The 23,674-nt window shown below is 44.9% G+C and carries 19 protein-coding genes; 4 read left to right on the forward strand and 15 right to left on the reverse strand.

Annotation, left to right across the window (positions count from 1 at the left end; all coding sequences use genetic code 11):
- Window positions 1-45: 45 nt before the first annotated feature.
- The 3 genes from GWO68_RS10440 to GWO68_RS10450 all read left to right on the forward strand — a co-directional run bounded on the left by GWO68_RS10440 (window position 46) and on the right by GWO68_RS10450 (window position 6,999).
- The gene (locus tag GWO68_RS10440) at window positions 46-825 is read left to right on the forward strand and encodes a DUF1206 domain-containing protein (RefSeq protein ID WP_262887490.1); all 780 of its coding nucleotides are present in this window, start codon (window positions 46-48) and stop codon (window positions 823-825) included.
- A gap of 257 nt (window positions 826-1,082) precedes the next feature.
- On the forward strand, window positions 1,083-2,441 hold the full coding sequence (locus GWO68_RS10445; RefSeq protein WP_162346395.1) for a sigma-54-dependent transcriptional regulator: 1,359 nt from the start codon (window positions 1,083-1,085) through the stop codon (window positions 2,439-2,441).
- 259 nt (window positions 2,442-2,700) lie between these two features.
- The gene (locus GWO68_RS10450; protein ID WP_162346396.1) at window positions 2,701-6,999 is read left to right on the forward strand and encodes a PAS domain S-box protein; all 4,299 of its coding nucleotides are present in this window, start codon (window positions 2,701-2,703) and stop codon (window positions 6,997-6,999) included.
- 29 nt (window positions 7,000-7,028) lie between these two features.
- Here the strand turns inward: GWO68_RS10450 and GWO68_RS10455 are convergent, their stop codons facing one another.
- The 11 genes from GWO68_RS10455 to GWO68_RS10505 all read right to left on the reverse strand — a co-directional run bounded on the left by GWO68_RS10455 (window position 7,029) and on the right by GWO68_RS10505 (window position 18,964).
- Window positions 7,029-7,853 carry an ion transporter gene (locus tag GWO68_RS10455; RefSeq protein WP_162346397.1) on the reverse strand — a complete coding sequence of 275 codons (825 nt, stop codon included), beginning with the start codon at window positions 7,851-7,853 and terminating at the stop codon, window positions 7,029-7,031.
- Between the two features lie 106 nt (window positions 7,854-7,959).
- Window positions 7,960-8,325 (reverse strand): Crp/Fnr family transcriptional regulator, encoded by a 366-nt coding sequence (locus tag GWO68_RS10460; protein ID WP_162346398.1) that lies wholly within the window; start codon window positions 8,323-8,325, stop codon window positions 7,960-7,962.
- 60 nt (window positions 8,326-8,385) lie between these two features.
- Entirely contained in the window at window positions 8,386-9,297 is a 912-nt protein-coding gene (locus tag GWO68_RS10465; protein WP_162346399.1) for a universal stress protein, read from the reverse strand.
- Between the two features lie 159 nt (window positions 9,298-9,456).
- Window positions 9,457-10,188 carry a sulfite exporter TauE/SafE family protein gene (locus GWO68_RS10470; protein ID WP_162346400.1) on the reverse strand — a complete coding sequence of 244 codons (732 nt, stop codon included), beginning with the start codon at window positions 10,186-10,188 and terminating at the stop codon, window positions 9,457-9,459.
- A gap of 2 nt (window positions 10,189-10,190) precedes the next feature.
- Window positions 10,191-10,661, reverse strand: a complete 471-nt coding sequence (locus GWO68_RS10475) for a FixH family protein (protein WP_162346401.1) — start codon at window positions 10,659-10,661, stop codon at window positions 10,191-10,193.
- Between the two features lie 51 nt (window positions 10,662-10,712).
- Window positions 10,713-12,116, reverse strand: a complete 1,404-nt coding sequence (gene ccoG, locus GWO68_RS10480) for a cytochrome c oxidase accessory protein CcoG (RefSeq protein ID WP_162346402.1) — start codon at window positions 12,114-12,116, stop codon at window positions 10,713-10,715.
- A gap of 269 nt (window positions 12,117-12,385) precedes the next feature.
- Window positions 12,386-13,594: a c-type cytochrome gene (locus GWO68_RS10485; RefSeq protein ID WP_162346403.1), complete on the reverse strand. Its 1,209-nt coding sequence runs from the start codon at window positions 13,592-13,594 to the stop codon at window positions 12,386-12,388.
- The gene (locus GWO68_RS10490) at window positions 13,591-13,785 is read right to left on the reverse strand and encodes a hypothetical protein (RefSeq protein ID WP_162346404.1); all 195 of its coding nucleotides are present in this window, start codon (window positions 13,783-13,785) and stop codon (window positions 13,591-13,593) included. Before GWO68_RS10490 ends, GWO68_RS10485 begins: the two co-directional genes overlap by 4 nt.
- A 100-nt stretch (window positions 13,786-13,885) precedes the next feature.
- Entirely contained in the window at window positions 13,886-16,078 is a 2,193-nt protein-coding gene (ccoN, locus tag GWO68_RS10495; RefSeq protein ID WP_162346405.1) for a cytochrome-c oxidase, cbb3-type subunit I, read from the reverse strand.
- A gap of 252 nt (window positions 16,079-16,330) precedes the next feature.
- Window positions 16,331-16,516 (reverse strand): cbb3-type cytochrome oxidase assembly protein CcoS, encoded by a 186-nt coding sequence (gene ccoS, locus GWO68_RS10500; RefSeq protein ID WP_162346406.1) that lies wholly within the window; start codon window positions 16,514-16,516, stop codon window positions 16,331-16,333.
- Window positions 16,517-16,558: 42 nt separating this feature from the next.
- A complete protein-coding gene (locus GWO68_RS10505) occupies window positions 16,559-18,964 on the reverse strand; it encodes a heavy metal translocating P-type ATPase (protein WP_162346407.1) in 2,406 nt (801 codons plus the stop codon).
- Between the two features lie 216 nt (window positions 18,965-19,180).
- Here GWO68_RS10505 and GWO68_RS17835 point away from each other — a divergent pair, with 216 nt between their 5' ends.
- Window positions 19,181-19,318 (forward strand): hypothetical protein, encoded by a 138-nt coding sequence (locus GWO68_RS17835; RefSeq protein WP_235942018.1) that lies wholly within the window; start codon window positions 19,181-19,183, stop codon window positions 19,316-19,318.
- On the opposite strand, the gene GWO68_RS10510 is transcribed toward GWO68_RS17835, so the two are convergent.
- The 4 genes from GWO68_RS10510 to GWO68_RS10525 all read right to left on the reverse strand — a co-directional run bounded on the left by GWO68_RS10510 (window position 19,315) and on the right by GWO68_RS10525 (window position 23,499).
- Window positions 19,315-20,022 (reverse strand): Crp/Fnr family transcriptional regulator, encoded by a 708-nt coding sequence (locus GWO68_RS10510; RefSeq protein ID WP_235942019.1) that lies wholly within the window; start codon window positions 20,020-20,022, stop codon window positions 19,315-19,317. The two genes, GWO68_RS17835 and GWO68_RS10510, sit on opposite strands and share 4 nt — an antisense overlap.
- Window positions 20,023-20,187: 165 nt before the next feature.
- Entirely contained in the window at window positions 20,188-20,622 is a 435-nt protein-coding gene (locus GWO68_RS10515; protein ID WP_162346408.1) for a helix-turn-helix domain-containing protein, read from the reverse strand.
- A gap of 591 nt (window positions 20,623-21,213) precedes the next feature.
- Window positions 21,214-21,744 carry a plastocyanin/azurin family copper-binding protein gene (locus tag GWO68_RS10520; RefSeq protein ID WP_162346409.1) on the reverse strand — a complete coding sequence of 177 codons (531 nt, stop codon included), beginning with the start codon at window positions 21,742-21,744 and terminating at the stop codon, window positions 21,214-21,216.
- Between the two features lie 21 nt (window positions 21,745-21,765).
- Window positions 21,766-23,499 (reverse strand): L,D-transpeptidase family protein, encoded by a 1,734-nt coding sequence (locus tag GWO68_RS10525; RefSeq protein ID WP_162346410.1) that lies wholly within the window; start codon window positions 23,497-23,499, stop codon window positions 21,766-21,768.
- Window positions 23,500-23,674 lie beyond the last annotated feature (175 nt).

Genomic DNA, 23,674 nt, shown 5'->3' on the forward strand with positions numbered 1-23,674 from the left:
ATAGCACAACACGTTCCCACTCCCCCACCTGCGTGGGTAAAAAATATGGCCCGGTTCGGGCTAACAGCAAAAGGCATAGTCTACTGCTTAGTTGGCATTCTAGCCTTTATGGCTGCTTTTGAATTAGGGGGCAAATCAGAGCAAAGCTCCGACAAGTCAGGTGTTTTTCAGTTTATACTGGAACAGAATTTTGGCAGAGTGCTGCTGGCTATAGTTGCCATCGGGTTGCTATGTTATACTGTGTGGCGCTTTCTGCAGGCTTTTAAAGATACCGAAAACAAAGGCGACAATCCTAAAGGAATCGGGGTACGCATACGGTATGCCTTTAGTGGTTTTGTGTATGGTGCACTTGCCTTTTATGCCGCAAAGCTTGTGTTAGGAAATGGTGGCGGTGGTAATGGCGACTCCCGCGAAACAGTGGCTAAAGAACTGTTGCAGCAACCTTTCGGGCAGTGGCTGGTTGGTATAGTTGCAGTAGGTACGGCACTTGCAGGCTTGCACCAGATTTACCTGGCCTTATCCGATAAGTATAAAAAGCATGTGCAAAGCGCCGGCCTAAAACACGAAGCAGAAGCCATGATGATCAGGGCAGGTAAAATTGGCTACATTGCCCGCGGTATTGTATGGTTAATCATTGCCTACTTTTTCCTGAGAGCTGCGTTGCATGCAAACCCGAACGAAGCAGGCGGAAGCGGCAGTGCCTTTGCGTTTCTCGAGAGCTCGTCGTATGGATCGTACATGCTTGGTGCTGTGGCAATTGGGCTGTTATTTTACGGCATCTTTATGTTTATGCGTGCCCGTTACCAGGTTATCAATGTAGGTTAGCAACCAGCTTTAGTTTTCATACTTAACCGACATAGTAAACTATAGTTACGCAAGCCAACTATAGTTTACCCAGATATTGTTTTTTAAACAATTAAAGTATAACCTGCATGCTATAGTTTGCAATTCCTTGTTCAGCAATGTGTTATTCTTAAACCCTAAAACGATAGCTTAAAGCAAAGCAGTCTGCATAATAATTTTTGACGAATACTTTTGTGTAGTATCTTTGGCTAGCAAGTATACCTGTGTGTAAATAATACATGAAGAACACCCCTTTCAAGATCTTCATTCTGGATGATGATGTGTGGTACAGCGAGTTGCTGGAGTATCATCTTTCGCTTAACCCGGATTATGACATCAGGAAATTCCATTCGGCAAAAGACTTTTTTGCCAGCCTGCACGAGAAGCCCGACGTGGTTACGGTAGATTATTCGCTACCCGATAAAAACGGCGCCGAGGTACTGAAACTGGTAAAAGAACGCAACCCGGATATACAGGTCATTATTATTTCGGGGCAGGAAGATATAGCCACCGCCGTGGCGTTGCTGAAACAGGGTGCTTACGATTACATTGTTAAAGACGAAGAAACCCCGGAACGACTCTGGAACACTATTAATAAAGTACGCGAAAACCTGTCGTTGCGCGAGGAAATAAACCACCTGCGCGAAGAAATAGGCCAGAAATACGACTTTGGCAAAGTGATCATTGGTAACAGCGAGGCAATTAAAAAAGTGTTCTCGCTGATGGATAAAGCCACCAAAACCAATATCATCGTTTCTATAACCGGCGAAACCGGAACCGGAAAAGAACTGGTAGCCAAAGCCATCCACTATAATTCAACCCGTAAAAAACAACCGTATGTGGCCGTAAACGTGGCCGCCATCCCCAAAGAACTGATTGAAAGTGAGCTATTCGGACACGAAAAAGGAGCTTTTACAGGCGCCACTGCCCGCCGGATCGGAAAGTTTGAAGAAGCCAATAAAGGGACCATTTTTCTGGATGAAATTGGCGAACTGGATATAAGCCTGCAGGCCAAATTATTACGCGTACTTCAGGAAAAAGAAATTACAAGAGTTGGCGGCAATTCTATAGTTCCGGTGGATGTACGGATTATAGTTGCTACCCATAAAAACCTGGCCGAAGAAGTAAAAAAAGGCCACTTCAGGGAGGATTTGTATTACCGCCTGTTAGGCTTACCAATTAATTTACCGCCTTTGCGCGAGCGCCGCAGCGATATACTGGTACTTGCGCGTCACTTTATGGATGCTTTTGCGAAAGAAAACGGCATGCCGCGCAAAAACCTATCAGCCGGAGCACAGGAAAAACTACTCTCCTATTCGTTCCCGGGCAATGTGCGCGAACTTCGGGCGCTGGTGGAACTGGCTATGGTACTGGCCGACGAAGAAATGATTCAGGAGCAGGACATTAATTTTTCGGCAAACAATACCGATAAAGATTTCCTGGCTAAAGAACAGACGCTGAAAAACTATACAACCCGCATTATTCAGTATTTCCTGGATAAATATGACAGCAACGTCCTGCTGGTAGCCGATAAACTGGACATTGGTAAATCCACAATCTACCGCATGATCCAGAGCAACGAGTTAAAAGTAAAATAGCCTCTTTACCGCTGGGTCCTCATATAGCAATTTACCTATTTCTATACTTCAGCTATCGGCTTATTTAAATCTATAGTTTACCAGTAAGTTCCTGGTTATAGTTAGCAAGTTAAATACCTGACCATAAGCAACTATAGTCACTAACTTGCTTACTTCTTCTTAAAGGCAACACAACCCTAAAAATAAAACAGCAGCTATTTAAACAAATGTAAAGATTGGCAGTTTAAAATCCGTATTTTTGTATCCAAATAGTGCGAAGATGGAAGTTTTACAGGATGCGGCAACCCTGCTGAAGTTGTTGGAAAATGAGCGTATGGCGCGGCAGGAAGCGGAAAGTTTGGCCAAACAAAAAGACGCCGAAATAGATGCCCTGAAGCAAAAGCTCATAACATTACATTTGCCCGGCACGGCTGCAACAACAACATCCCAACCCGAACTGCAGGCAGAATACCCAGATCCGATCATACGGGTTGACCAGCAGGGCGATATATTATTTGTGAATGCTGCTGGCCGACAATTATTCGGCAAAATACCGGCTTCTCGAAAACTGGGCTTAAAACGCTTGTTCTTTAAAAAAGCTACTACCGCCTGGCGCGCTGGCAAACCTGTCACCCTGGAAACACACCTGCTTGGTAAATATTACCTTTTATTTATAGTGCCCCTCTCCGACAAAGGCTATGTAAATATTTACCTGAACGATATTACCGAACGCAAACAGGCCGAGCAGGCACTACAGGAAAGCCAGAACTTTGTTCGAAACATCGCGCATACCATACCCAACATCATTTACATCTACGACCTGGAACAGGACCGTAGCATTTACCTGAACGAACAGATTGAGGCCGTACTGGGCTACACCAAACAGGACATTGAAGCAATGGACGGCCATGTGTTTATGTCGCTGTTGCTGCCCGAAGAGTTGCCTAAAATGTACCATCACTTGTACAACATGCCGCAGGCACTGGATGGTGAGATACGGCAAATTGAGTATCTGGTACGGAACAAGCACGGCGAAACAATAAACCTGCTCTGCCGCGAAAGTATTTTTAAGCGCAAGGATAACGGCCAGGTGGTGCAGGTAATTGGCTCTGCCGAAGATGTAACCCAGCTCCGGAATAAGAATAAGGCTTTAGTGGAGCAAAAGGAGTTTTACGAAGCTATACTTAATCATATCCCTTCTGATATAGCCGTTTATAACAACCAGCTGCAATACATTTTTGTAAACCCGGTTGCTGTCTCGGACCCGGCGTTGCGCCAGTGGATTATCGGGAAAACAAATGAGGAATATTGTACCTACCGCAACGTACCTTTCGAGCGTATTGCAAACCGGTCGCATCACCTGCACCTGGCGCATACAAGCAAAAAGTTTGTTGCCTTTGAAGAGGAAATCATCAATAAGGAAGGCGAGGCATCGTACCATATCCGAAAACTAAACCCCGTAGTAGATGCGCAAGGTGATCTACAGATGATCATCGGGCATGGCCTGAATATAACAGACCTGAAGCACGCCCAGCAGGAAATTGTTAAAAGCGAAGCCAAGAACCGTGCTATACTGGCAGCCATACCTGACCTCATGTTCATCATAAACGAGGACGGCATATACCTCGACATGAAAAACGTGGAGCAGGAACATTTACTGGTTCCTAAAGCCAGGGTTATTGGTGCCCACATGCAAGACCTGCTGCCCAAAGAAATATGTGAAAACATTCTGACCCTCGTGCGCAAGGTGATAAGCACCGGTGAGCCTGAACGCACCGAATACGAACTGGAACTGGAAAGCGGAAAACACTATTATGAGGGCCGTATTATAAAGTATAGCTCAACCGAGGTGCTGGCTATTATACGGGATACTACAGAAGAACGCAAAGCCACACAGGCGGCTAAGGAACAAAACGAATTTATCCGGTCGGTGATGGATTCCAGCCCGAGTTTGATCTATGTAAAAAACCAGAATGGTGAATTTAAACTGGTAAACCAGGAAGTAGCTAACCTTTATGGCAAGCCCATTGAGGAATTACTGAATGTAAGCCCGATTACTGTTGCAAATAATACCGAAGAGGTTGAGACCTTTACCCATGACGACAGAATCGTGATTGAGCAACGTCGGGAGGTAGTGTCGGAACAGTGTTTTACAAAACCAAATGGCGAAGTGCTATGGTTTAAAACTACCAAACGGCCTTTAATTACCAGCGACGGGCAGGTTAATGTGCTTGGCATCTCTACTGATATAACGGTACAGCGCCTGGCAAGCAAACAGTTAGAAGAAAGCGAAGAACTGTACCGCTTACTATCTGATAACTCTAAAGATGTGATCAGCCTGCATGAACTTAGCGGGCGCTATATTTTTATTTCAAAAGCCGCGGAAGAAATGCTAGGCTATGCGGTAACCGAAATTATTGGGAGTAAACCACAGCGCCTGATTCACCCTGATGATTATGAAAACCTGCGGAAAGGGTTTAAAGATGTGCTGGAATACAAGGCCAACACAAACGTAGAGCACCGCCTGGTTAAAAAAGACGGAAGTATAGTTTGGGCAGAAACGAACCTGAAGCCTGTTTTTGATAGCGACGGAAATGTGATCAAGATACAGTCTTCGGCCCGTGATATAACCTTGCGCCGAAAAAATGCCGAGGCCCTGGCTCGCAGCGAAAAAAAATACAGAGACCTGATAAACTATAGCCAGGCCTACATTTGCGCCCACGACATGCAAGGCAAAGTGCTGTCGGTAAACCCGTATCTGGTTAATACACTTGGCTATACAGAGCAGGAAATGCTGGGCAAAGACCTTAAGACGTTCTTCCCGGAAGCCCACCGCGAAAACTTCAGTAGCTATATCAATAAATTTAAGGATTCGAACAATGTTGAGGGCGTGTTATGCATCCTGAACAAAGAACAACAGGAACGATACCTTTACTACCAGAACTATAAAGTGGAGGAGCCCGGATTGGAGCCCTACATTATAGGCCTGGCACAGGACATAACGGACCGATTGCAAACAGAAAAAGAGTTAAAAAATGCCAAAGAAGCTGCTGAAGAGTCTGCAAAGGTAAAAGAGAATTTTCTGGCTAACATGAGCCACGAGATACGCACCCCAATGAATGGTATTTTAGGGATGGCCGGCCTGCTCCAGAAAACCAACCTCGATGCATCGCAAAATAACTACCTTAAAATTATCAAGCAGTCAGCGGAGAACCTGCTGGTTGTGATAAACGACATACTGGATGTAGCCAAAATTGAAGCCGGAAAGCTTGACCTTGAGCAGATACCGTTTAACCTTGGCGATGCTGTTATAAACACGTTCAATACGCTGAACTATAAGGCCGAGGAAAAAGAGATCGCTTACCGGATGGAAAATGAGCACGTTAACTGCCCGGTTGTTATCGGAGACCCCTACCGCCTGAACCAGGTATTGCTAAACCTGCTGAACAATGCTATTAAATTTACAGACGAAGGAAGTGTGCTGCTGCATTGCCAGGTGCTGCATGAAGATGAGCAGGAACTGACCGTTGAGTTTGCTATATCTGATACGGGCATAGGTATACCGGAAGGTAAAAAGGACATTATATTTGAAGGCTTTACCCAGGCTTATTCCAGCATAACCCGTAAGTATGGCGGCTCCGGACTAGGGCTTAGCATCTGTAAAAACCTGGTAGAAATGCAGGGCGGCCGTATTTGGGCAGAAAGTGAAGAAGGAAAAGGCAGTACATTTAAATTTATACTTACTTACCCCAAAGCAGCTCAAAACCAACAATCAGAAACTACCAAAACAGCGGTTGATTTTGACAGCCTGGAGCCATTGCATGTGCTTGTTGCCGAAGATAACGAGATTAATATCTTCCTGGCCAAATCGATACTGGAAGGCTGGCAGTTTAAGGTAGATGTAGCTCAGAATGGTCAGGAAGCTGTAACTATGGCAGAAACCGGTAAGTATGATATTATACTGATGGATATACAGATGCCTGAAATGAGCGGGATTGATGCCACCTTACATTTACGCGCTAACGCTAACCAGGAAATTGCCCGTGTACCTATCATAGCGCTTACAGCCAATGCCTTTAAAGGAGATGCAGAAAAGTACCTGAGCGTTGGCATGAATGACTATATCTCGAAACCGTTTGAGGAAGAAACCCTCTATATAAAGTTGGCTACGTTACTGCCACACAAAATCAAACCTAAACAAAAGACAACTATAGCAGAAGATAAACCAGCGCAACCTGCAACACCACTTTACGACCTTGAAATGCTACAGAAGCTTGGACGCGGTAACCAGGAATTTATAAACCGTACGATACACCTGTTCATTCAAACTGCACCTCAAACTATAGCTACCTTGCAAACTTGCGCCCAGGCCGAGGATTGGGAAGGCGTAAGTGCGGCAGCTCATAAGCTTAAATCTACGATAGATACCTTACGGATTACACAGCTAAAGCAGGTAGTGAGAGAACTGGAAGATCAGGAAGCTTGTGTTACCAACCCGACAAAAGCTAAGGAATTGGTCAACTTTACTTCGGATCATATAAACCAGGTAATTAAAGAGATAGCCGTTGATATTAAGTAAATTACTTTAACTAGAACTATAAGTATTTGTCAGGCAGATTCATTTAAGAGGTAGCCGCAATTGTAACAGTATTTAGCACCGGGCACATGCCCTACCAACTGGCAATTGGGACAAACCTCCGAATTGGTCAGTTGCTTTTCGGAGCGGGTCATTTCTACGGTAACGATACCGGTGGGCACTGCAATAATACCGTAGCCCATAATCATAACGCAACTGGCTAGTATCTGGCCAAGCGGTGTTTGCGGGGCAATGTCTCCGTAGCCTACGGTAGTCAGGGTAACTATAGTCCAGTAAATACTTTTAGGTATACTTGTAAATCCGCTTGCTGCCCCTTCAATTACAAACATCATAGACCCAATTATTACCACAAGTAGCAGAACTGTACCCAGAAAAACAGCTATTTTGGTAAAACTTGCCTGCAGTGCCCGGGTCAGCACTTTCCCTTCGTTTATAAAATGCGTGAGCTTAAAAATACGGGCTATCCTTAGCAGCCTTAACACTCTCACTATCAGGAAATACTGGGCACCAATTACAAAAAGGCTTAAATAGGTCGGGATAATAGAAAACAGGTCTACGAGGCCGAAAAAGGAGAATATATACTTTAAAGGCCTGGGAGAACTATAGATCCGGAGCAGGTACTCTAAGGTAAACAGTATAGTAAAAGCCCATTCCAGTTTTTGAAAAAGCGGTAGATACGCTCTGCGGAGGTAGGTTACTGTTTCAAGCGATACGATGATGACACTAGCGAGGATAAGAATGAGCAGGATGATGTCGAATGTCTTTCCCGCGGTCGTTTCGGATTCAAAAACGATGCTGTGCAACTTCCTTCTGTTCGACAGGATATCCTTTTTCATATTGGGCTTATACGGGGCGAAGCAATGTTGTAGATGCAGATATCGCCATATAAACGTATAGCCGCTGATGGGCAGCGGCTATACGTTTATACTTAAAAAAAATTACTTATTCGTAAGAGGCGGCAGTAAGCATGGCATGTTTGCTCATTTGCTGTATCAGGTATAAACGTAAGGTGGCATCTACCTGCAACATTTGCTGTAACTCTTCCTTCGAAATACAGATAACCGTAGCCGGCTCTTTTACAACTACTGTCTGACTATAGGTTTCATGCATCAGGTCTGGTAAACCCAGCAGTGTACCGGCCTGTACGGTGCGTGGCAGCCCACCAACCGGGGTTACTTGTGCGCTACCACTTATCAGGTAATATAACTCCTGGTTAGGGTTGCCAGCTGCAAACAAACAGGTATCGGGCGCAACCAACGTATGGTTTCCTTTAACCTGTCCCTCCTCAATCATCTTCCTGAATAACATAATCGGGTTATAAAATGTCTGCAAAAATAACGTATATGGCCGAAGCAAAAATAATTGTTACTAATTTACAAGGACTAATTCCTTGTTAAATTCCGGCTGAGCTGCTTGTTTGCTTCTGCAGTTATCGCAGCAACCAGAACAGGGTTTGCTTTTAACTTGCCTGAAAGTAACCAGCGGAATCTGGGTATGGTATGCCTGAGTTTTTACATATGTGTTACTGAAAAGCCGCTGCATCAGGTAATTGTCCTGGGTTGCCAGTATAAGTAAGTCGGCCTCCTGCTGCTCAGCAAAATCACTGATACCCTCCAGCATGTCCTCTTCTTCCAGTAATTTATAGGTTACATCGTACCCTTCCAGCAACAGCTGTACTTCGCGCATGGCCATCTTTATTTTTGCACGTGCATTACGTTCAGCGGCACTATACAGCTGTACCATAGTTAGTTGCGCATTTACCTGCTTCACAAAATCTGCAATGCGCTTCAGCACACTTACATCTCGGTCGGTAAAATCTGTAGCAAAAACGAGGTGGTTTAATTTCTGAAATTGCACTTGCAGAGGCAAAGTCAGTACCGGGCAACTCAGCAGTTCCATTATAGCTGATGCGTGGTTGGCTAGCTGCTGCTCCCCTTCCGGCACCGGGCAGGCTTCCATCACCACCATATCCACGTAGTAATCCTGAACTATAGTTTTTATACAGTTACGAAGCGTACCTGGCCTAACAAGACATTCAAACCGGGTAAAACCTGTCCCTGTCTCATGGTGCCGTAAAAGTACCCGCTCGCCAAATGTACGAAGTGCCTGAATCAGCCTGTTCTGTTGCGTAAATGTGAGATCGGTGGACTGGGTGGCATGTACCAATAACACTTCTGCGTCTAAAGCTTTTGCCAGATGACCTGCGTATTTCAGCAGTTTTTCGCTTACCTCATCAAAATTGATTGGTACCAGTATCCGCTTTACCTGATTTGTTTCCATAGTTTCCCCTGTTTTGTATAGCGTAAAGTTATAGGTAAGGCTATGGCTATGCAGTGAGTATGGTCACTGACGGAAATGACTTATGTCAGTTTAGAATAGGGTAAACTATAGTTACCTTCTAAAAAAAATAAGCTGTAAGGTTGGCTTACAGCTTATAGTTTATTTTGCTCTTGCTACGGCAGGTTTACTGCAGCAACTCATTTCGGTTTTATGCGCCTGGGTTTCGATAACCTTTGGACTAAGATACGGTATGCCCAAACCAAGGCCACGAACTATAAATAGTATTGCCAGCGTCATGCCAATATAAGGCACTGCCCTGTTAAACATACCACGCATTTTTAAGCTGATGAGTTTGCCGGATAAAGAAACTATAAACATCAGCGGGAATGTGCCTAAGCCAAATAAAGCCATGTACAGCATGGCCCCTCCTACGCCCGGCGCGCTTATAGCTCCGGCAAGGGCAATGTATACAAAACCACAAGGAAGTAAGCCGTTTAGCAGGCCAACCATAAACAACGAACCCAACGAGTTTTTCTGGAAATAATATCCCAGTTTTCGTCTTACCCAGGCCATCAGTTTATCGGCACCTAAAACACTGGCAGACTTACCTTTAACAGCAGCCGGTAAAACCAACAATAGAAGTATAAGTATACCAGAAACGATAGATACTGTTTGCTGCAACCCAGCCATTTGCAATGACTCGCCGAATACGCCAGCCAAAGCACCAAGCAAAGCGTAAGTAACTATACGCCCGCTATTGTACAGGAGCCGGCCGGCATAGTATCGCCAGCCGGTGCTCCCGACAAAGGGTAGCGCCATTGCTATAGGGCCGCACATCCCGACACAATGGAAACTACCTACTAACCCGAAAATAAAACCTGCCCAGATCATGGCTATTTTATTTGAATGGTTTTTTCTGAATAATATGCCTCTTTGCCATCGCTGAAGTCCACGCGCACTTTCCATACGCCGCTTTCCAGGTCTTGTACTTCCAGCAACTGGCTCTGGTCGCGGCCTAACTGCAACGGTAACTTCTTATCCATCGCATCGTCAGACGGCCGGAAAAGCGTAATGGTACCAGCCAGGCTTTTTTCTTTATAAGTAGCAGGCAGTTGCAGCAGTATAGATTTTGCTTCTTGGTTATAGTTCAGCATCACATCGCCTAAGGCCTGCGTGCGTTTTACCTTTTCAATCTGGTCCTGGTACTTAATTTCCTGCTCGTAATAATCTTTGCTTACCAGGTCCACATCCTGGTTCATGGCTTTGTACACAAACATGGCAATGTAGGCCATAAAACACACCATCGCCACTATAATCATGTAAGGCCAAAGTGTAAAGCTTTTATTTTTATCTGATGATCTCATCTGTATAATCTCTATAGTATGTCCGGTAAAGACACGTTTTAACTTACTGACTTAGTTGGCTGGCCCTAAAAACTTAGTATCGGTTTTCGTGATCAGCTCGTTGCCATTGTACACTCCTATCTCTATTTCGGAGTTCATGCCTGTCAGGTCCTGCTTCGCTATCTCTGCAAAGAAAACTGCTTCCACAATGCCTTGTGCCGGAAGTACAAGCTCGTTTCCTACTACTTTTATAGTTCCTTCCTTGTCCAGCAGCTTTAGGGTAAGCGGCATGTCGTGGTTGGTTTTATTGATAACAGAAATGTTGTACAGGTTCTTAATATGCCCCTGCTCTGTTTTCTGATAGAGTTGTCCCGGGGTGCGCAGTATAGTGGCTTCGGCCTCGTCGCGGGTTAGCAATAAGGTGGTAAGTGCGGTCAGCAATATAGCCAGCACCGCCGTGTAGCCCATTACCCGGTTAGTGAAGAACGTCCATTTGGTTCCTTTCTCAATCGCTTCTTCAGACTCATAACGGATCAAACCTTCCGGCTTATCGATCATGCGCATGATGTCGTTGCAGGCATCAATACAGGCAGTACAGTTAATGCACTCTAATTGCTGCGCGCCGTTACGGATATCTATACCTGTCGGACATACCTGCACGCACTGGTTACAATCTATACAATCGCCTTCGGTGCGCTCCTGCCCTTTTCTGAGTTTGCCGCGCGGTTCGCCTCGACCATAGTCATAAGCCACTACCACGGTTTTTTTATCCTGCATTACACCCTGCAAACGGCCATACGGACAAACTATAGTACAAACCTGCTCCCGGAAAGAAGCAAATACCCAGTAAAACACACCCGTAAATGCCAGCAACGACCCGAAACCGATCATGTGGTTAAAAGGCCCTTCGGTAACAACTTTCTGCAGTTCGTCTATGCCAATTACATAAGCCAGAAACAGGTTAGAGATAACGAACGAGATTAGCAGGAAAATAGCAGTTTTAGAACCCTTTTTAAGGATCTTTTCTGCATTCCAGGGCATCTTATCCAGCGCTTTCTGTTTGGTATAGTCTCCTTCAATGGCATATTCTATTCTGCGGAATACCATCTCCAGGAAAATAGTTTGCGGGCAAACCCAGCCGCAGAAAATACGCCCGTACACCACCGTAAAAAGGATGATGAACACGACCAGCGTGAGGAATGCAATAACAAGTATAAAAAAGTCCTGGGGCCAGAACAGCACCCCGAAAATAACAAACTTTCGCTCTATAATATTAAACATGAGCAGCGGCAAGCCATTTACCTTTATAAACGGACCAGCAAATAACAAGGCCAGCAGTAAATAGCTGACATATTTGCGATAGTTGTATAGTTTACCTTTCGGCTTGCGCGGGTACACCCAAACGCGTTTACCCTGTTCATCTACTGTCGAGATGTGGTCCCGAAATTCATCGGTTGGTTTTATTTTAGTTGCCATGGCAGTGGTAATTTGTGCGGAGATTAGTCCTGCCTGATTAAATGAAAGTATAAAATCGGTACTCTGAAATCGTAAAATCTACTGTTGCAAATTTCCTTAATTGGACCTCCCAAAAAGATGACCTACGTCATAGAATGAGGTGATTGTGGTCAGTTATAGGTACTATAGTTGCCCACTGAAGAGCTATAGTTAGAGCAGGTACAAAATAAAAGTTGCAGGCACTATAGTTTAGCACCTGCAACTCTCATCTCGTTTTCAAAAATTATACGCTACTCTTTTTCGCCCTGCGGTTCTTTGGCATTAGCGGGGTTAGATCCTTTTAAGCTCAGGATGTAGCTGGATACCTCCAGGATCTGATCTTTGGTTAGTTTGCCCTGCCATGGTACCATGCCTTTGGCTGGCACGCCATACTTTACCGTCTTAAACACCTCATTCACATCACCACCGTGCAGCCAGTACTCATCCGTTAAATTAGGTCCCACTGTACCTTGTCCTTCCGGGCCGTGGCATGCAGCGCAGTTCGTACTGAAAATCTTTTTACCGGACTCCAGTGCTGTTGCATCTGTCAATGGTTTGTAGTCTGTTACGGCATTCGGGTCGTCTGGGGTGGCAGCTGCAATTAAAGCGGCCTGTTCCATTTCCATTTCATACTCTTCAGCCTGTAACGATCCTGTCTTAAACACATGGTAGTGCAGCATATACCCGACAGCAAAAACAATACTTACATAGAACATCATCTTCCACCAAGGCGGTAGGTCATTATCATATTCCTGTATACCATCAAAGTCGTGGTGCGAATGGATCTCATTTTTATCTTTACCCGTTACAAGCGTTGCATCGCCACGCAGCAGGAAGTATACCCGACCAGCAAACGAATTACGAAACTCCTCCTCGTAAATGGTATCTCCCATCATCGGGATGAACAGACGGAACATTAGCACAACTACCAGCACCATTAGCAGTATGATGATTGCTGCCAGGGCAAATGTAAAGTGCAACACTGGCGGCAGGTCCATAAAGGCGACATCCTGTGTTTCGGCAGTAGCTGCTGTAGCTGTAGAGTCGGTGGCCGCTGTGGCTGGCGCTTCGGCTACGGCAGCTGGTTTTTCACTTTCCTGTTGTATAAAGGCAATTACATTTTTGATATCATCATCAGACAAGGATGTACCAAAAGCCGGCATCGGCACTTTATTAAATTTCTCGAACAGGGCCACGGCATCTTTGTCACCGGCTTGCACCAGTTCCTGCGAGTTTTTAATGAACTTCACCAGCCACTCTTCGCCGCGACGTTTGTGCGCATCTTTAAGAGCCGGGCCAACCACATCAGCATCTATACTATGGCAGGCAGTACAGTTACCTTCAAATATGGCTTTACCCGCTACAGCATCCTGCGCTTGTACCGCTGGCGTGCCGATCAGAAGCAAACCAGCCACCAGGGCTAAGCTGCTTTTACCTAGTATTTTCTTTACAGAGATCATTGTCTTACGCTATCAAAAGTGGTGTCTTGGCTTTCATCTTCGCATGCAATGGCGCTCATCGTTTGTGCATACTTTTTATCCATCAGGGCTACATACACTACCAGGCCCAGGAAAAACACAAAGAAGATGCTGAACGAGATAAGCGGATATATTTCGATGCCGTCTATGGCTTGCAAAACATTCTTATACATTTTCTTATACTTTTATGACTTCAAGATTCCGTGACAAAGGACAAAAGACTTCTTATCTCCAGGACTTCTTTCTTTTGCCTTTTGCCACGGTGCCATTGGTCTATTTAACTTCCTCCGTTTTCACTTTAATGTCTGTACCCAGACGTTGCAGGTAAGCGATCAGGGCTACAATTTCCTTCTCAGGCTTCACTTCTATTCCTTCTTTGGCAAGGTCAGCTGAGATGCCTTTTGCCTGCTTCATCAACTCTTCGTTAGAATTAGCGATGTAGTCATCCTCGTAAGGCACGCCCAGTTGCTTCAGCACACGCAGTTTATCCTGTGTGGTGCTCTGGTTTATTTCCTGCTCAAACAGCCAAGGGTAAGATGGCATAATAGAGCCTGGCGACATAGATGTTGGGTCCATCATGTGGTGGTAGTGCCATGAGTTAGGATACTTACCCCCCACTCTGTGCAGATCCGGACCGGTACGTTTAGAACCCCACAGGAAGTTGTGATCATACACAAATTCACCAGCTTTAGAGTATTCGCCGTAACGCTCTGTTTCTGATCTGAAAGGACGAACCATTTGTGTGTGGCAGTTAACGCAACCCTCTTTAATGTACAGGTCACGACCCTGCAGTTCCAGCGAAGTATAAGGTTTTACACTGGCTATAGTTGGCACATTAGACTTGATAACGAAGGCAGGTATAAACTCAACCAGACCACCGATAAGTATAGCTACTGTAGCGAAAATTGCCATTTGTGTAGGACGCTTCTCAATCCAGGAGTGCCAGTGACCTGCGTTGTTTGATACAGTTGGTACAATTACCGGCGCTTCAGTTCTTTCATTAGCCTCCAGCGTACCAGACTTAACTGTTTTAACCAGGTTGTACACCATCAGGAACACGCCACTCAGGTATAGCACACCACCAATACCACGCATGTAGTACATTGGCACAATTTGCAATACAGTCTCCAGGAAGTTAGAGTACTGTAGCGTACCTTCTGCTGTGAACTGTTTCCACATTAAGCCTTGGGTAAAGCCTGCCCAGTACATTGGTATCGCATAGAAAAGTATACCCAGCGTACCTAACCAGAAGTGTGCATTAGCAAGTTTCTTAGAGTATAGTTGAGTTTTGTAAAGACGTGGGAACAACCAGTATAGCATGGCAAAAGTCAGAAAGCCGTTCCAGCCAAGGGCACCTACGTGTACGTGTGCTACAATCCAGTCAGTAAAGTGCGCAATAGCATTTACGTTCTTTAAAGAAAGCATTGGGCCTTCGAAGGTAGCCATACCGTAAGCTGTGATGGCAACCACCATAAACTTCAGGATAGGCTCTTCGCGTACTTTATCCCAGGCGCCACGCAGTGTAAGCAAACCGTTGATCATACCACCCCAGCTCGGAGCAAGCAGCATTACAGAGAAAACCACACCCAGTGACTGTGCCCAGTCTGGCAGCGACGTATAAAGTAAGTGGTGCGGACCAGCCCAGATATAGATGAAGATCAGCGACCAGAAGTGGATAATGGATAATCTGTAAGAGTAAACCGGACGGTTAGCAGCTTTAGGCAGGAAGTAGTACATCAGGCCCAGGAACGGCGTTGTTAAGAAGAACGCAACCGCATTGTGGCCATACCACCACTGTACCAGCGCATCCTGCACACCTGCATAACCAGAGTAGCTCTTGAACAGGTTAACCGGCATTTCATAAGAGTTTACGATGTGTAGCACGGCTACTGTCAGGAAGGTGGCGATGTAGAACCAGATGGCAACGTACATGTGCTTTTCGCGACGCCTGGCAAGTGTACCAAACATGTTCCAGCCAAATACAACCCAGATCAGCGTAATTGCAATGTCAATCGGCCACTCCAGCTCGGCATACTCTTTTGAGGTTGTCATACCCAGCGGAAGCGTGATAACGGCAGAAACGATAATCAGCTGCCAGCCCCAGAAGTTGATCTTGCTGAGCAGATCGGAATACATACGGGTTTTGCAAAGGCGCTGCAGCGAGTAATAAACACCCATAAAGATGGCATTACCCACAAAGGCAAAGATCACCGCATTGGTGTGCAACGGTCTTACGCGACCAAAAGTGGTATACTGTGTACCCATGTTCATGTCAGGGTTTGCCAGCTGGAAGGCGATGATCACCCCGATCAGCATACCGGCAATGCCCCAGAACACGGTGGCTATACCAAAATCCCGAACGATCTTATTATCATAAAAGAACGTGTCGGTCACTCCCCGGTCCGTACCCTTTGGTACAACCCTGTCAGGCGCATTTTCTAAGACTTCAGCTACATTAGTTGACATGTGCGGTGTCCTCCGTTTTGTTTAAGTGTTGTATTTGTTTTGATTTATAGTTTTATGAACTATGGCTACAAATTTCCGGAAGTGAACCCCGGAAAAAGATGATTAATATCATTCCGGTTAATGATTGATATCAGCCAAGACAGTTAGAGAAGTAAGAGTTGAGGAGTTAGAGAGAATACAGAATTATTCTTCTCTGCTATATGTTGCAGTATTCATTAGCCTCAACCAGCTCTCTATTTTTAGAATAAATTGCTAAGCAGCGCTTTCTCCTTTCGGTTTCTTACTGCTCTTTGCAGGTACCTCGTTATCGAAGAGCATGCGTACTGCCGGCGTATAGTCGTCGTCGTACTGGCCTGAGCGCACTGCCCACAGGAAAGCTCCCAGAAAAGCCCCTGCCACCGTTACACTCACCGCGATCATTAAAAAGATGATGTACATTTTATTTAATTATTAATTAATAATTATGAATTAGTAATTTGATCAAAGGCCTGCCCGTTTCGCGGCAATGTTTACTGCTATAGTTGCAAACACGATCACGCTGAGTGAGCTGATAGGCATAAGTATAGCCGAAACTATAGGTGAGAAAAGCCCCTGCACAGCCAGCGTTAACCCGATCACGTTATAAACCAGCGACACAGCGAAGGTGGCCAGTATAATTGTCATAGTGGTTTTGGAGAACTTCAGAAACTTGCTAAGCTTGTCGAAAGCTGTAGCATCCAGGATAGCATCGCAGGATGGTGAGAAGTTGGTAATGCTGTTTGTGAGCGCAATACCTGCATCGCTCTGTCGCAGGGCGCCGGCATCATTCAGGCCATCGCCCACCATCATTACCTGGTGGTGCTGATTCTTAAGCTGCTGTATGTATTCCAGTTTCTGCACCGGGCTCTGGCTAAAATTCAGTTCGGCTTTCCTGCCCAATAGCTCTTTCAGCCTTGCTTCCTCGTGGTTATTGTCCCCGGACAGTACAGCCAGTTTTTTATCGCTCAGGTCTTTCAGTATGTCTTTCAGTCCCTGGCGGTAAACATTGTAAAACGTATAGTAGCCAAGTATCACACCGTTTACTGAGACATACACCGATGTTTTAAGTGTATCTTTAACTGCATTTACATTAACACCTATATATGAAGCAGATCCGACCCGAACTATAGCCCCATTTACTTCACCAACCAGCCCTTTCCCAGTAAACTCCTGAAAGTTCTGCACAGCTATCGTTTCACCTTTAAGGCTCTGAAAAATGCGTTGGCTAAGCGGGTGTGTAGAGTGGCTGAGAACAGACCTGATGCTTTGCTCTTCTGCTGCCGTAAGTGCTTTACCACTATAGTTTAGCTCTGCGGCACTCGGCTCGGTCAGCGTACCGGTCTTATCAAAAACTACGGTATCTATTTTAGCCAGTGTTTCTACTACTGCTGTGTTTTTAAGGTAAAATTTGTTCTTGCCGAAAATGCGCAAGGTGTGGCCATGCACAAAAGGTGTAGCCAGCGACAGCGCACAAGGGCAGGCAATGATCAGCACTGATATAAAGGCTTTCATGGCCATGTCCATATCACGCGGTACCCAGTATATGAGCGCGCCTGCAGCCACTATAAGCGTAATGATGATGAACCATTTGCCAGCAATGTTGGCATACGTACTAACACTTTGCTCCTCGTTTTTAGAGAATACACTGTCGTTCCATAGTTGGGTCAAGTAGCCCTGCGATACTTCTTTTACTACTTCCAGTTCTATACTTTCGCCAACCTGGCGACCACCGGCATAGATCACTTCGCCCATTACCTTCTCAACAGGCTCCGATTCGCCACTCACAAAACTATAGTCGATCATGGCCTGGCCACGTAGCAGGATGGCATCGGCAGGTATAAGCTCCTGGTTACGGATACGGATGCGGTCTCCCACTTTCAGGTTACGCACAGCTACAGCTTCTTCCTCACCATTCTCTTTAAGCACGGTTACCGATACCGGGAAGTAAGAAGTATAATCCCTGTCGAAAGAAAGGGTATCGTAAGTCTTTTGCTGGAAATATTTACCGATCAGCATAAAGAACACCAGGCCGGTGAACGAATCGAAGTAGCCTGGGCCGGTACCGGTAGTAACCTGATAAATGCTCACTAAAAACAAAGCCAGCAAACCAGTAGCAATGGGCAGATCGATGTTAACCATGCGCTGCTTTATACCTTCTAGGGCTGATGTAAAGAAACCCCGTGCACTATAAACAAAAACCGGGATTGCCAGCAGAAAGCTCAGGTAACCAAAGAAAGATCCAAAAGTACGTTGCAACCCTTCGGTTACGGCCAGGTAATCCGGGAAGGCCAGCAGCATTACATTACCAAAACTGAAGGCAGCGACTCCTAACTTATAGATGATGGCGCGGTTTGGCTTGCTTGTCTTTTTGCCGTCCGTATCGGCCAGCGTAATTTCAGGTTCGTAGCCGATGCGGGCCAGTAGCGTAACCACCTCGCGCAGGTTCGTTTTCTGATGAAAATAGGTCAGCGATACTTCTTTGCGCAGGAAGTTTACTGTTGATTCTGAAATTCCCGGATTTAACTTAAACAGGTTCTCGAGCAACCAGATACAAGAGCTGCAGTGCATCTGCGGTGTATAAAACGTAATCTTGCAGATGTTATCATCCTTAAAACGAATGAGTTGAGCTTCTACACCGGCATCGTCTAGGTATGCAAAGCGAGCCTCTGAAACGGACTTTTTGCCAGATATACCCGGATTTTCTTCCAGGTTATAGTAGTTGCAGAGGTTGTTCTCTTCTAAAAGTTCGTAAACAGTTTTGCAGCCGGTGCAGCAGAATGCTTTATCGTCAGCAATAATCAATTCGTCCACGCAGGAATCCCCGCAGTGGTAGCATGTCTGAACATTGGTTTGGAGTGCGGCTTCCATCTCAATTTCTATTTATGGTCTTTTGCAAAGGTAGAATGCCGCTCCTCCTTAAATGATGACGAGTGTCATTTTAAGGGGTGATTGATATCACTGATTAATACTATAAACTGATAGACATTTGTACTGTTAACGCTGCTGAAATAAGATAGCGAAGCAGCAGATTGGAACGATAGTTCTAAATAGTTAGCAGGCCGCTATAGTACAGGTTTATACTTAATGCAGGCCATTAGAGCAGAAAGGTGTTTTGTTTTAAATTTTAGTAAAGGTGAACAAGGTATGGTGAAACATACTGAAACAGAAAAGGCAGGCTTTATTGAGCCTGCCTTTTGTTTTTATGCCTGGAGCCATCCTTAATCGTAAAGGTGGCAGATCTTAAACAATCTTTCCGGGTCAAGTATGGTAATGCTGCTGCCTTTTGTGGTGATAATCTGCTCGTCTTTAAAGTCAGATAACAGGCGTATGGTTGTTTCTTTTGCTGTACCAACTATAGATGCCAGGTCCTCACGGGAAATTGAGATCGTAAAATTATCTTCTCCGTTCTGCTGCTGATACGTTTTTTGTAATAATAATAAGGCTTCAGCCAAGCGCTCACGAACCGGCTTATAGGCCATCTGCACCATGCGCTCCTCTGCTTCACCCAAAGCCCGCGAAAACAGTTTCATCAAGCCACTAGAGAACTCATTGTTCGTCGCTATCAGGTCCAGGAACTGAGATTTCGGAATAAAGCAAACTACAGCATCATCCAGGGCAACCGCCGAAGCCGAGTAATTGGTATCAGCCATAAGGGCCCTGTAACCTACCACATCGCCGGGTTTAGCCAAGCGAATAATCTGTTCTTTGCCATCGCTGCCCATTTTGGTAACCTTTACTTTACCCGAATTTATGCAATGCAAACCTGAAGGGCGCGTACCTTCATGAAAGATAACCTGGCCTTTTTTAAAGGTAAAGCAAGATTTAGTAGCAGTTACATCTTCTAACTCATTGCCTTTACAGCAGCCCAGCAGCGAGTGCTTCCGGGAAGTGCAGTTCATACAGTCTGGCGCTGAGAATTTCATCATATGATTTTGAATAGTGCTGTAAAAGTAAGCATTAGCACAATATATCCTAAGGGGAGGAACAGCCTTTTTTTTATAAATGTTCCGGCAGCCTAAACTAGTATTTAAAGTACAGCCTGTAATACAACCAACACGAACTATAGTTTGCTTCGGTAAAAGGACAGTTCATCATGAACCGGGTTCGAAAATGGAGAACGTATTATCGGTATAAAAAAATACGATCTGCTTTACTTGTTTTCCAGTTGGCATTGCTTCCAAACCATTGCTTTCAGACAACAATTCATTTTGCACTTTTGCAATATCAGCGGCAATATTAGCTACCGGTTCCGGGTTTTTGGCAACTATAGTTTCCGTTGGGTTTGATGAGTCAGGTTGGGTTGTAACTGTTGCTACTTTTATTAGCATATCCCCTTCTCCGAGCAGCAACCAGTCCGGGTTAATATTTCTGTAGGCAGCTATTACTTTGAGCATCACATCCAGGCTGGGTTTATTACGTCCTCCCAATATATGGCTCAGAATGGCGCGTGGCACATCAATACCATCAGCAAACTGAGAAACAGAAAGCCCTGTAAATTCTATCAATTGCCTGATTCTGTCTACCATATAAGCCTGTTTACACTTCTATCACAAATGTAACATACTGCTATTTCAATTGCAAAAACGTGTTTATAAATGCTGGACAATCAATTAAACGAATAGTTATCATAACTAACATAATTCACTAATTAACTGTGTATTATAAAACTCCTTCATCAACTTAACAACTATAGTTTACATTTGTATATACATTTGTAAATTGACTTAATTCAGCTACCATAAAGCACTTCTATAGTTTCACATCTATTCAACTGCTATTTAACTAATTGAATGTGAGCTTATAGTTGCTATTAATGCTCTGCCACATTGTCATTTAGCAAAATGCCCTATTGTGGATAAAACGAGTTATCCACAATAGGGCAAATAACTTAATTATAACCAGTTACGCTGCCTTACCTAAACTGAGTTTCAACCATCAGATACTATCGTTTACAATTTTAATAAAGCTAACTTCAAGATCGTTTTAAATAACATCAATCCCTTATTGTTTGATTTTGCATTATGGCAATAACCCTGTAAGATAAATGGTATAAAAAAACTTCACCGCTTAGTGGCTTTTACCACTAAGCGGTGAAGTTAAATTTCAATAGTTATACCTTACTTTACGATGAGCTTGCCATGCATGCGGGGCCAGTGCTCAGGATAGGTACAGACAAAATCGTAGGTGCCGGGTGGGGGCGCATTAAATTCCTGAATAACTGTTTGGCCCGGAAGTGCCAGAGGTGTAGATGCCACCACATAGTTACTCTTAGGAATATAGTTTTCAGTAGCCCCAAGGTTCTCCCCTGTTATAGCTGCTTCTTTATACTTCCCTCCTGTTACCAGCACAAAATTATGGATCATGGTCATGCCGGTTCCTTCATTTACCAACGAAAGTTTTATAAAGGCATCTTTTTCTACTTCCAGTGTGTCCTGGTCAAATGCCATGTCTTCGGGTGTGTCGCCGGTTGCCCGTAGTATAAGCTCCACTACCGGCTGCAGGGTAGTATCCTGCTTCTGTTCCTGCTGGGCAACTGCCGTATCTGCTACACGAGCTTCCTCGCTGGCTACCTCTGGCTGCGCTGTATTGTTACAGGCAGCCAGCAGACATGCCAGTGCAATAGATGCTATAGATGCCGGTAGTTTCATGTTATACTTTCATAGTATGGCTTAGCCAAAATACTCTCTGGCCAGTTTTTTATCGTGCCCGTAAATATCATCCCTGAAATGGACATCGCCATTTTCGTCTACCCAACTGGTAAAGTATACCAGGTACACCTGTACTTTTTTAGGAAGCGTTATCCATTCTTCCTCACCGGTTGCTATCGTCTCCCGGATACGCTGATCGTCCCATTCCGGCATGTCTTTTAACAGCAATTTGGCAAGTTCTACAGGTTTTTCCAGTCGAACGCAACCATGGCTGAAACCACGCTGTGTCTGGTTAAACAATGCATCCGCCGGGGTGTCGTGTAGGTATACGTTATACGAGTTTGGAAACAGGAACTTCAGCGAACCAAGCGAATTTTTAGGCCCCGGCCGCTGACGTACCATGTACGGGAAGTTCTTCTCGGTTACGCTGCTCCAGTCTATACTTGAGGCGGAAATTGGTTTAGGATCTTTTTCTTTGGTTACAATCTCCATATCCTGGCTCTCGAGGTAGCCCATGTTGCGCAGCATGGCAGGCTTAATCTCTTTTTCTACAATACTGTTAGGCACATTCCAGTAAGGGGCCAGCACTATAAACTCCATCTTATCGCTGAAGATTGGCGTAGAGTTCAGTTCTTTACCAACTATAACCTTCATTTCGAAGGTCTTTTTATAAGCGCGTTCTGCCTCCGGGTCGTTTTCCGGGTCTTCGTAAATGTATAGTTTGTACTCCGGTATGTTTACCCAGATATATTTCTGATCCAGGCTTTTAGGCACCAATCGCTTTGGTATCCAGCGCCAGCGCTCCATGTTCATCATTATTTGCTGAATGCGGTCATCGACAGGCACGTTCATCATGCGCAGTGTGTTACCTCCTACTTTACCATCCTGGTCCAGGCCATGTAACCGCTGAAAATCTTTTACCTGGGCTACCAGAGCATCATCAAACAGGCGCATTTTAGGGTCATTCACATTAATCGGTGCTTCCGGGTTAAGGCGTTTACGTAACTGTACCACGGCTGCAGCGGTGTCGCCTTTCTGCAGGGCTTTTGCTTTCCCGATGTCCACTTTCACCCAGCCTCCTTTTTCCTGCAGGGCTCTGTATTTTTGCAGGGTGTTGCGTAGGTCTATATACCCTTTATGCAGAGCTTCAAATTCGTAGTACGGGTAAGTGCTTTCGCGTTCCTGCAGTATAGTCTCCAGCGCCTTATGCAGCTTTATCTTGTTCTTCTTAACGTTCCAGTCAATAGAGCCTACCTCGCCGGGGTTTACGCGGCCACGGTAAAAGTCAGAAGCATAGTTGAAGTAAGACGCCGTTAACCCTACATCTATTTGCTGCTGCAGTTCCAGTCGTGCCGAGTCCTGTCCATCCATGGCCTCGTACTTTTTAAAGAGGGAATTAAAATCTACCAGCTTATACTTTTTCGGGTCTAGGCCCTCTTTTGTAGCATTGTCTATAGTTGCCAGAAACTTCTTTGCTTCGGGCACCAGTTCATTGTCCCGGAACCAACCGAGCGCATAATCACGGTCACCGTAAAACAGGTACATCAGGTCGGCATGCTCTTTAAACTGCGGCACCTTGCTGATATAATTTTTAATGTATAAGCTATCTGTAGTAGCCTGCGGAAGATCTTTGATTCCGAGTAAATCGCCTACTTTTTTGCCATTGCCACCGGATTTGTTGCAGGCCGTAAATGACATGAGCAAAAGCACTGCAAACAGGTATAGTATTTTTGATTTATAAGTATAAGGGTTCATGTGCTGTTAATTTGGTGCAGTATTAAGTCGCAGTTTATATAGTTCAACAACAATCTATGTTAAATACAATTAAATAGAATGTTTTAATTGAAAGGAGTATGATTTAGCTTTATGTACTCCAACTTTAAATAAAAAGTTATAAGCCTTATCCAGCATCATGGTCTGGCTCAAACTA

This window comes from Pontibacter fetidus, from assembly GCF_010119545.1.
Lineage (GTDB): Bacteria > Bacteroidota > Bacteroidia > Cytophagales > Hymenobacteraceae > Pontibacter > Pontibacter fetidus.

Bases quoted from the DNA above. Each gene is read 5' to 3' on its own strand.
- GWO68_RS10440 (WP_262887490.1), top strand. From the start codon at position 46: ATGGCCCGGTTCGGGCTAACAGCAAAAGGCATAGTCTACTGCTTAGTT.
- GWO68_RS10445 (WP_162346395.1), top strand. From the start codon at position 1,083: ATGAAGAACACCCCTTTCAAGATCTTCATTCTGGATGATGATGTGTGG.
- GWO68_RS10450 (WP_162346396.1), top strand. From the start codon at position 2,701: ATGGAAGTTTTACAGGATGCGGCAACCCTGCTGAAGTTGTTGGAAAAT.
- GWO68_RS10455 (WP_162346397.1), bottom strand. From the start codon at position 7,853: ATGAAAAAGGATATCCTGTCGAACAGAAGGAAGTTGCACAGCATCGTT.
- GWO68_RS10460 (WP_162346398.1), bottom strand. From the start codon at position 8,325: ATGTTATTCAGGAAGATGATTGAGGAGGGACAGGTTAAAGGAAACCAT.
- GWO68_RS10465 (WP_162346399.1), bottom strand. From the start codon at position 9,297: ATGGAAACAAATCAGGTAAAGCGGATACTGGTACCAATCAATTTTGAT.
- GWO68_RS10470 (WP_162346400.1), bottom strand. From the start codon at position 10,188: ATGATCTGGGCAGGTTTTATTTTCGGGTTAGTAGGTAGTTTCCATTGT.
- GWO68_RS10475 (WP_162346401.1), bottom strand. From the start codon at position 10,661: ATGAGATCATCAGATAAAAATAAAAGCTTTACACTTTGGCCTTACATG.
- ccoG (WP_162346402.1), bottom strand. From the start codon at position 12,116: ATGGCAACTAAAATAAAACCAACCGATGAATTTCGGGACCACATCTCG.
- GWO68_RS10485 (WP_162346403.1), bottom strand. From the start codon at position 13,594: ATGATCTCTGTAAAGAAAATACTAGGTAAAAGCAGCTTAGCCCTGGTG.
- GWO68_RS10490 (WP_162346404.1), bottom strand. From the start codon at position 13,785: ATGTATAAGAATGTTTTGCAAGCCATAGACGGCATCGAAATATATCCG.
- ccoN (WP_162346405.1), bottom strand. From the start codon at position 16,078: ATGTCAACTAATGTAGCTGAAGTCTTAGAAAATGCGCCTGACAGGGTT.
- ccoS (WP_162346406.1), bottom strand. From the start codon at position 16,516: ATGTACATCATCTTTTTAATGATCGCGGTGAGTGTAACGGTGGCAGGG.
- GWO68_RS10505 (WP_162346407.1), bottom strand. From the start codon at position 18,964: ATGGAAGCCGCACTCCAAACCAATGTTCAGACATGCTACCACTGCGGG.
- GWO68_RS17835 (WP_235942018.1), top strand. From the start codon at position 19,181: ATGCAGGCCATTAGAGCAGAAAGGTGTTTTGTTTTAAATTTTAGTAAA.
- GWO68_RS10510 (WP_235942019.1), bottom strand. From the start codon at position 20,022: ATGATGAAATTCTCAGCGCCAGACTGTATGAACTGCACTTCCCGGAAG.
- GWO68_RS10515 (WP_162346408.1), bottom strand. From the start codon at position 20,622: ATGGTAGACAGAATCAGGCAATTGATAGAATTTACAGGGCTTTCTGTT.
- GWO68_RS10520 (WP_162346409.1), bottom strand. From the start codon at position 21,744: ATGAAACTACCGGCATCTATAGCATCTATTGCACTGGCATGTCTGCTG.
- GWO68_RS10525 (WP_162346410.1), bottom strand. From the start codon at position 23,499: ATGAACCCTTATACTTATAAATCAAAAATACTATACCTGTTTGCAGTG.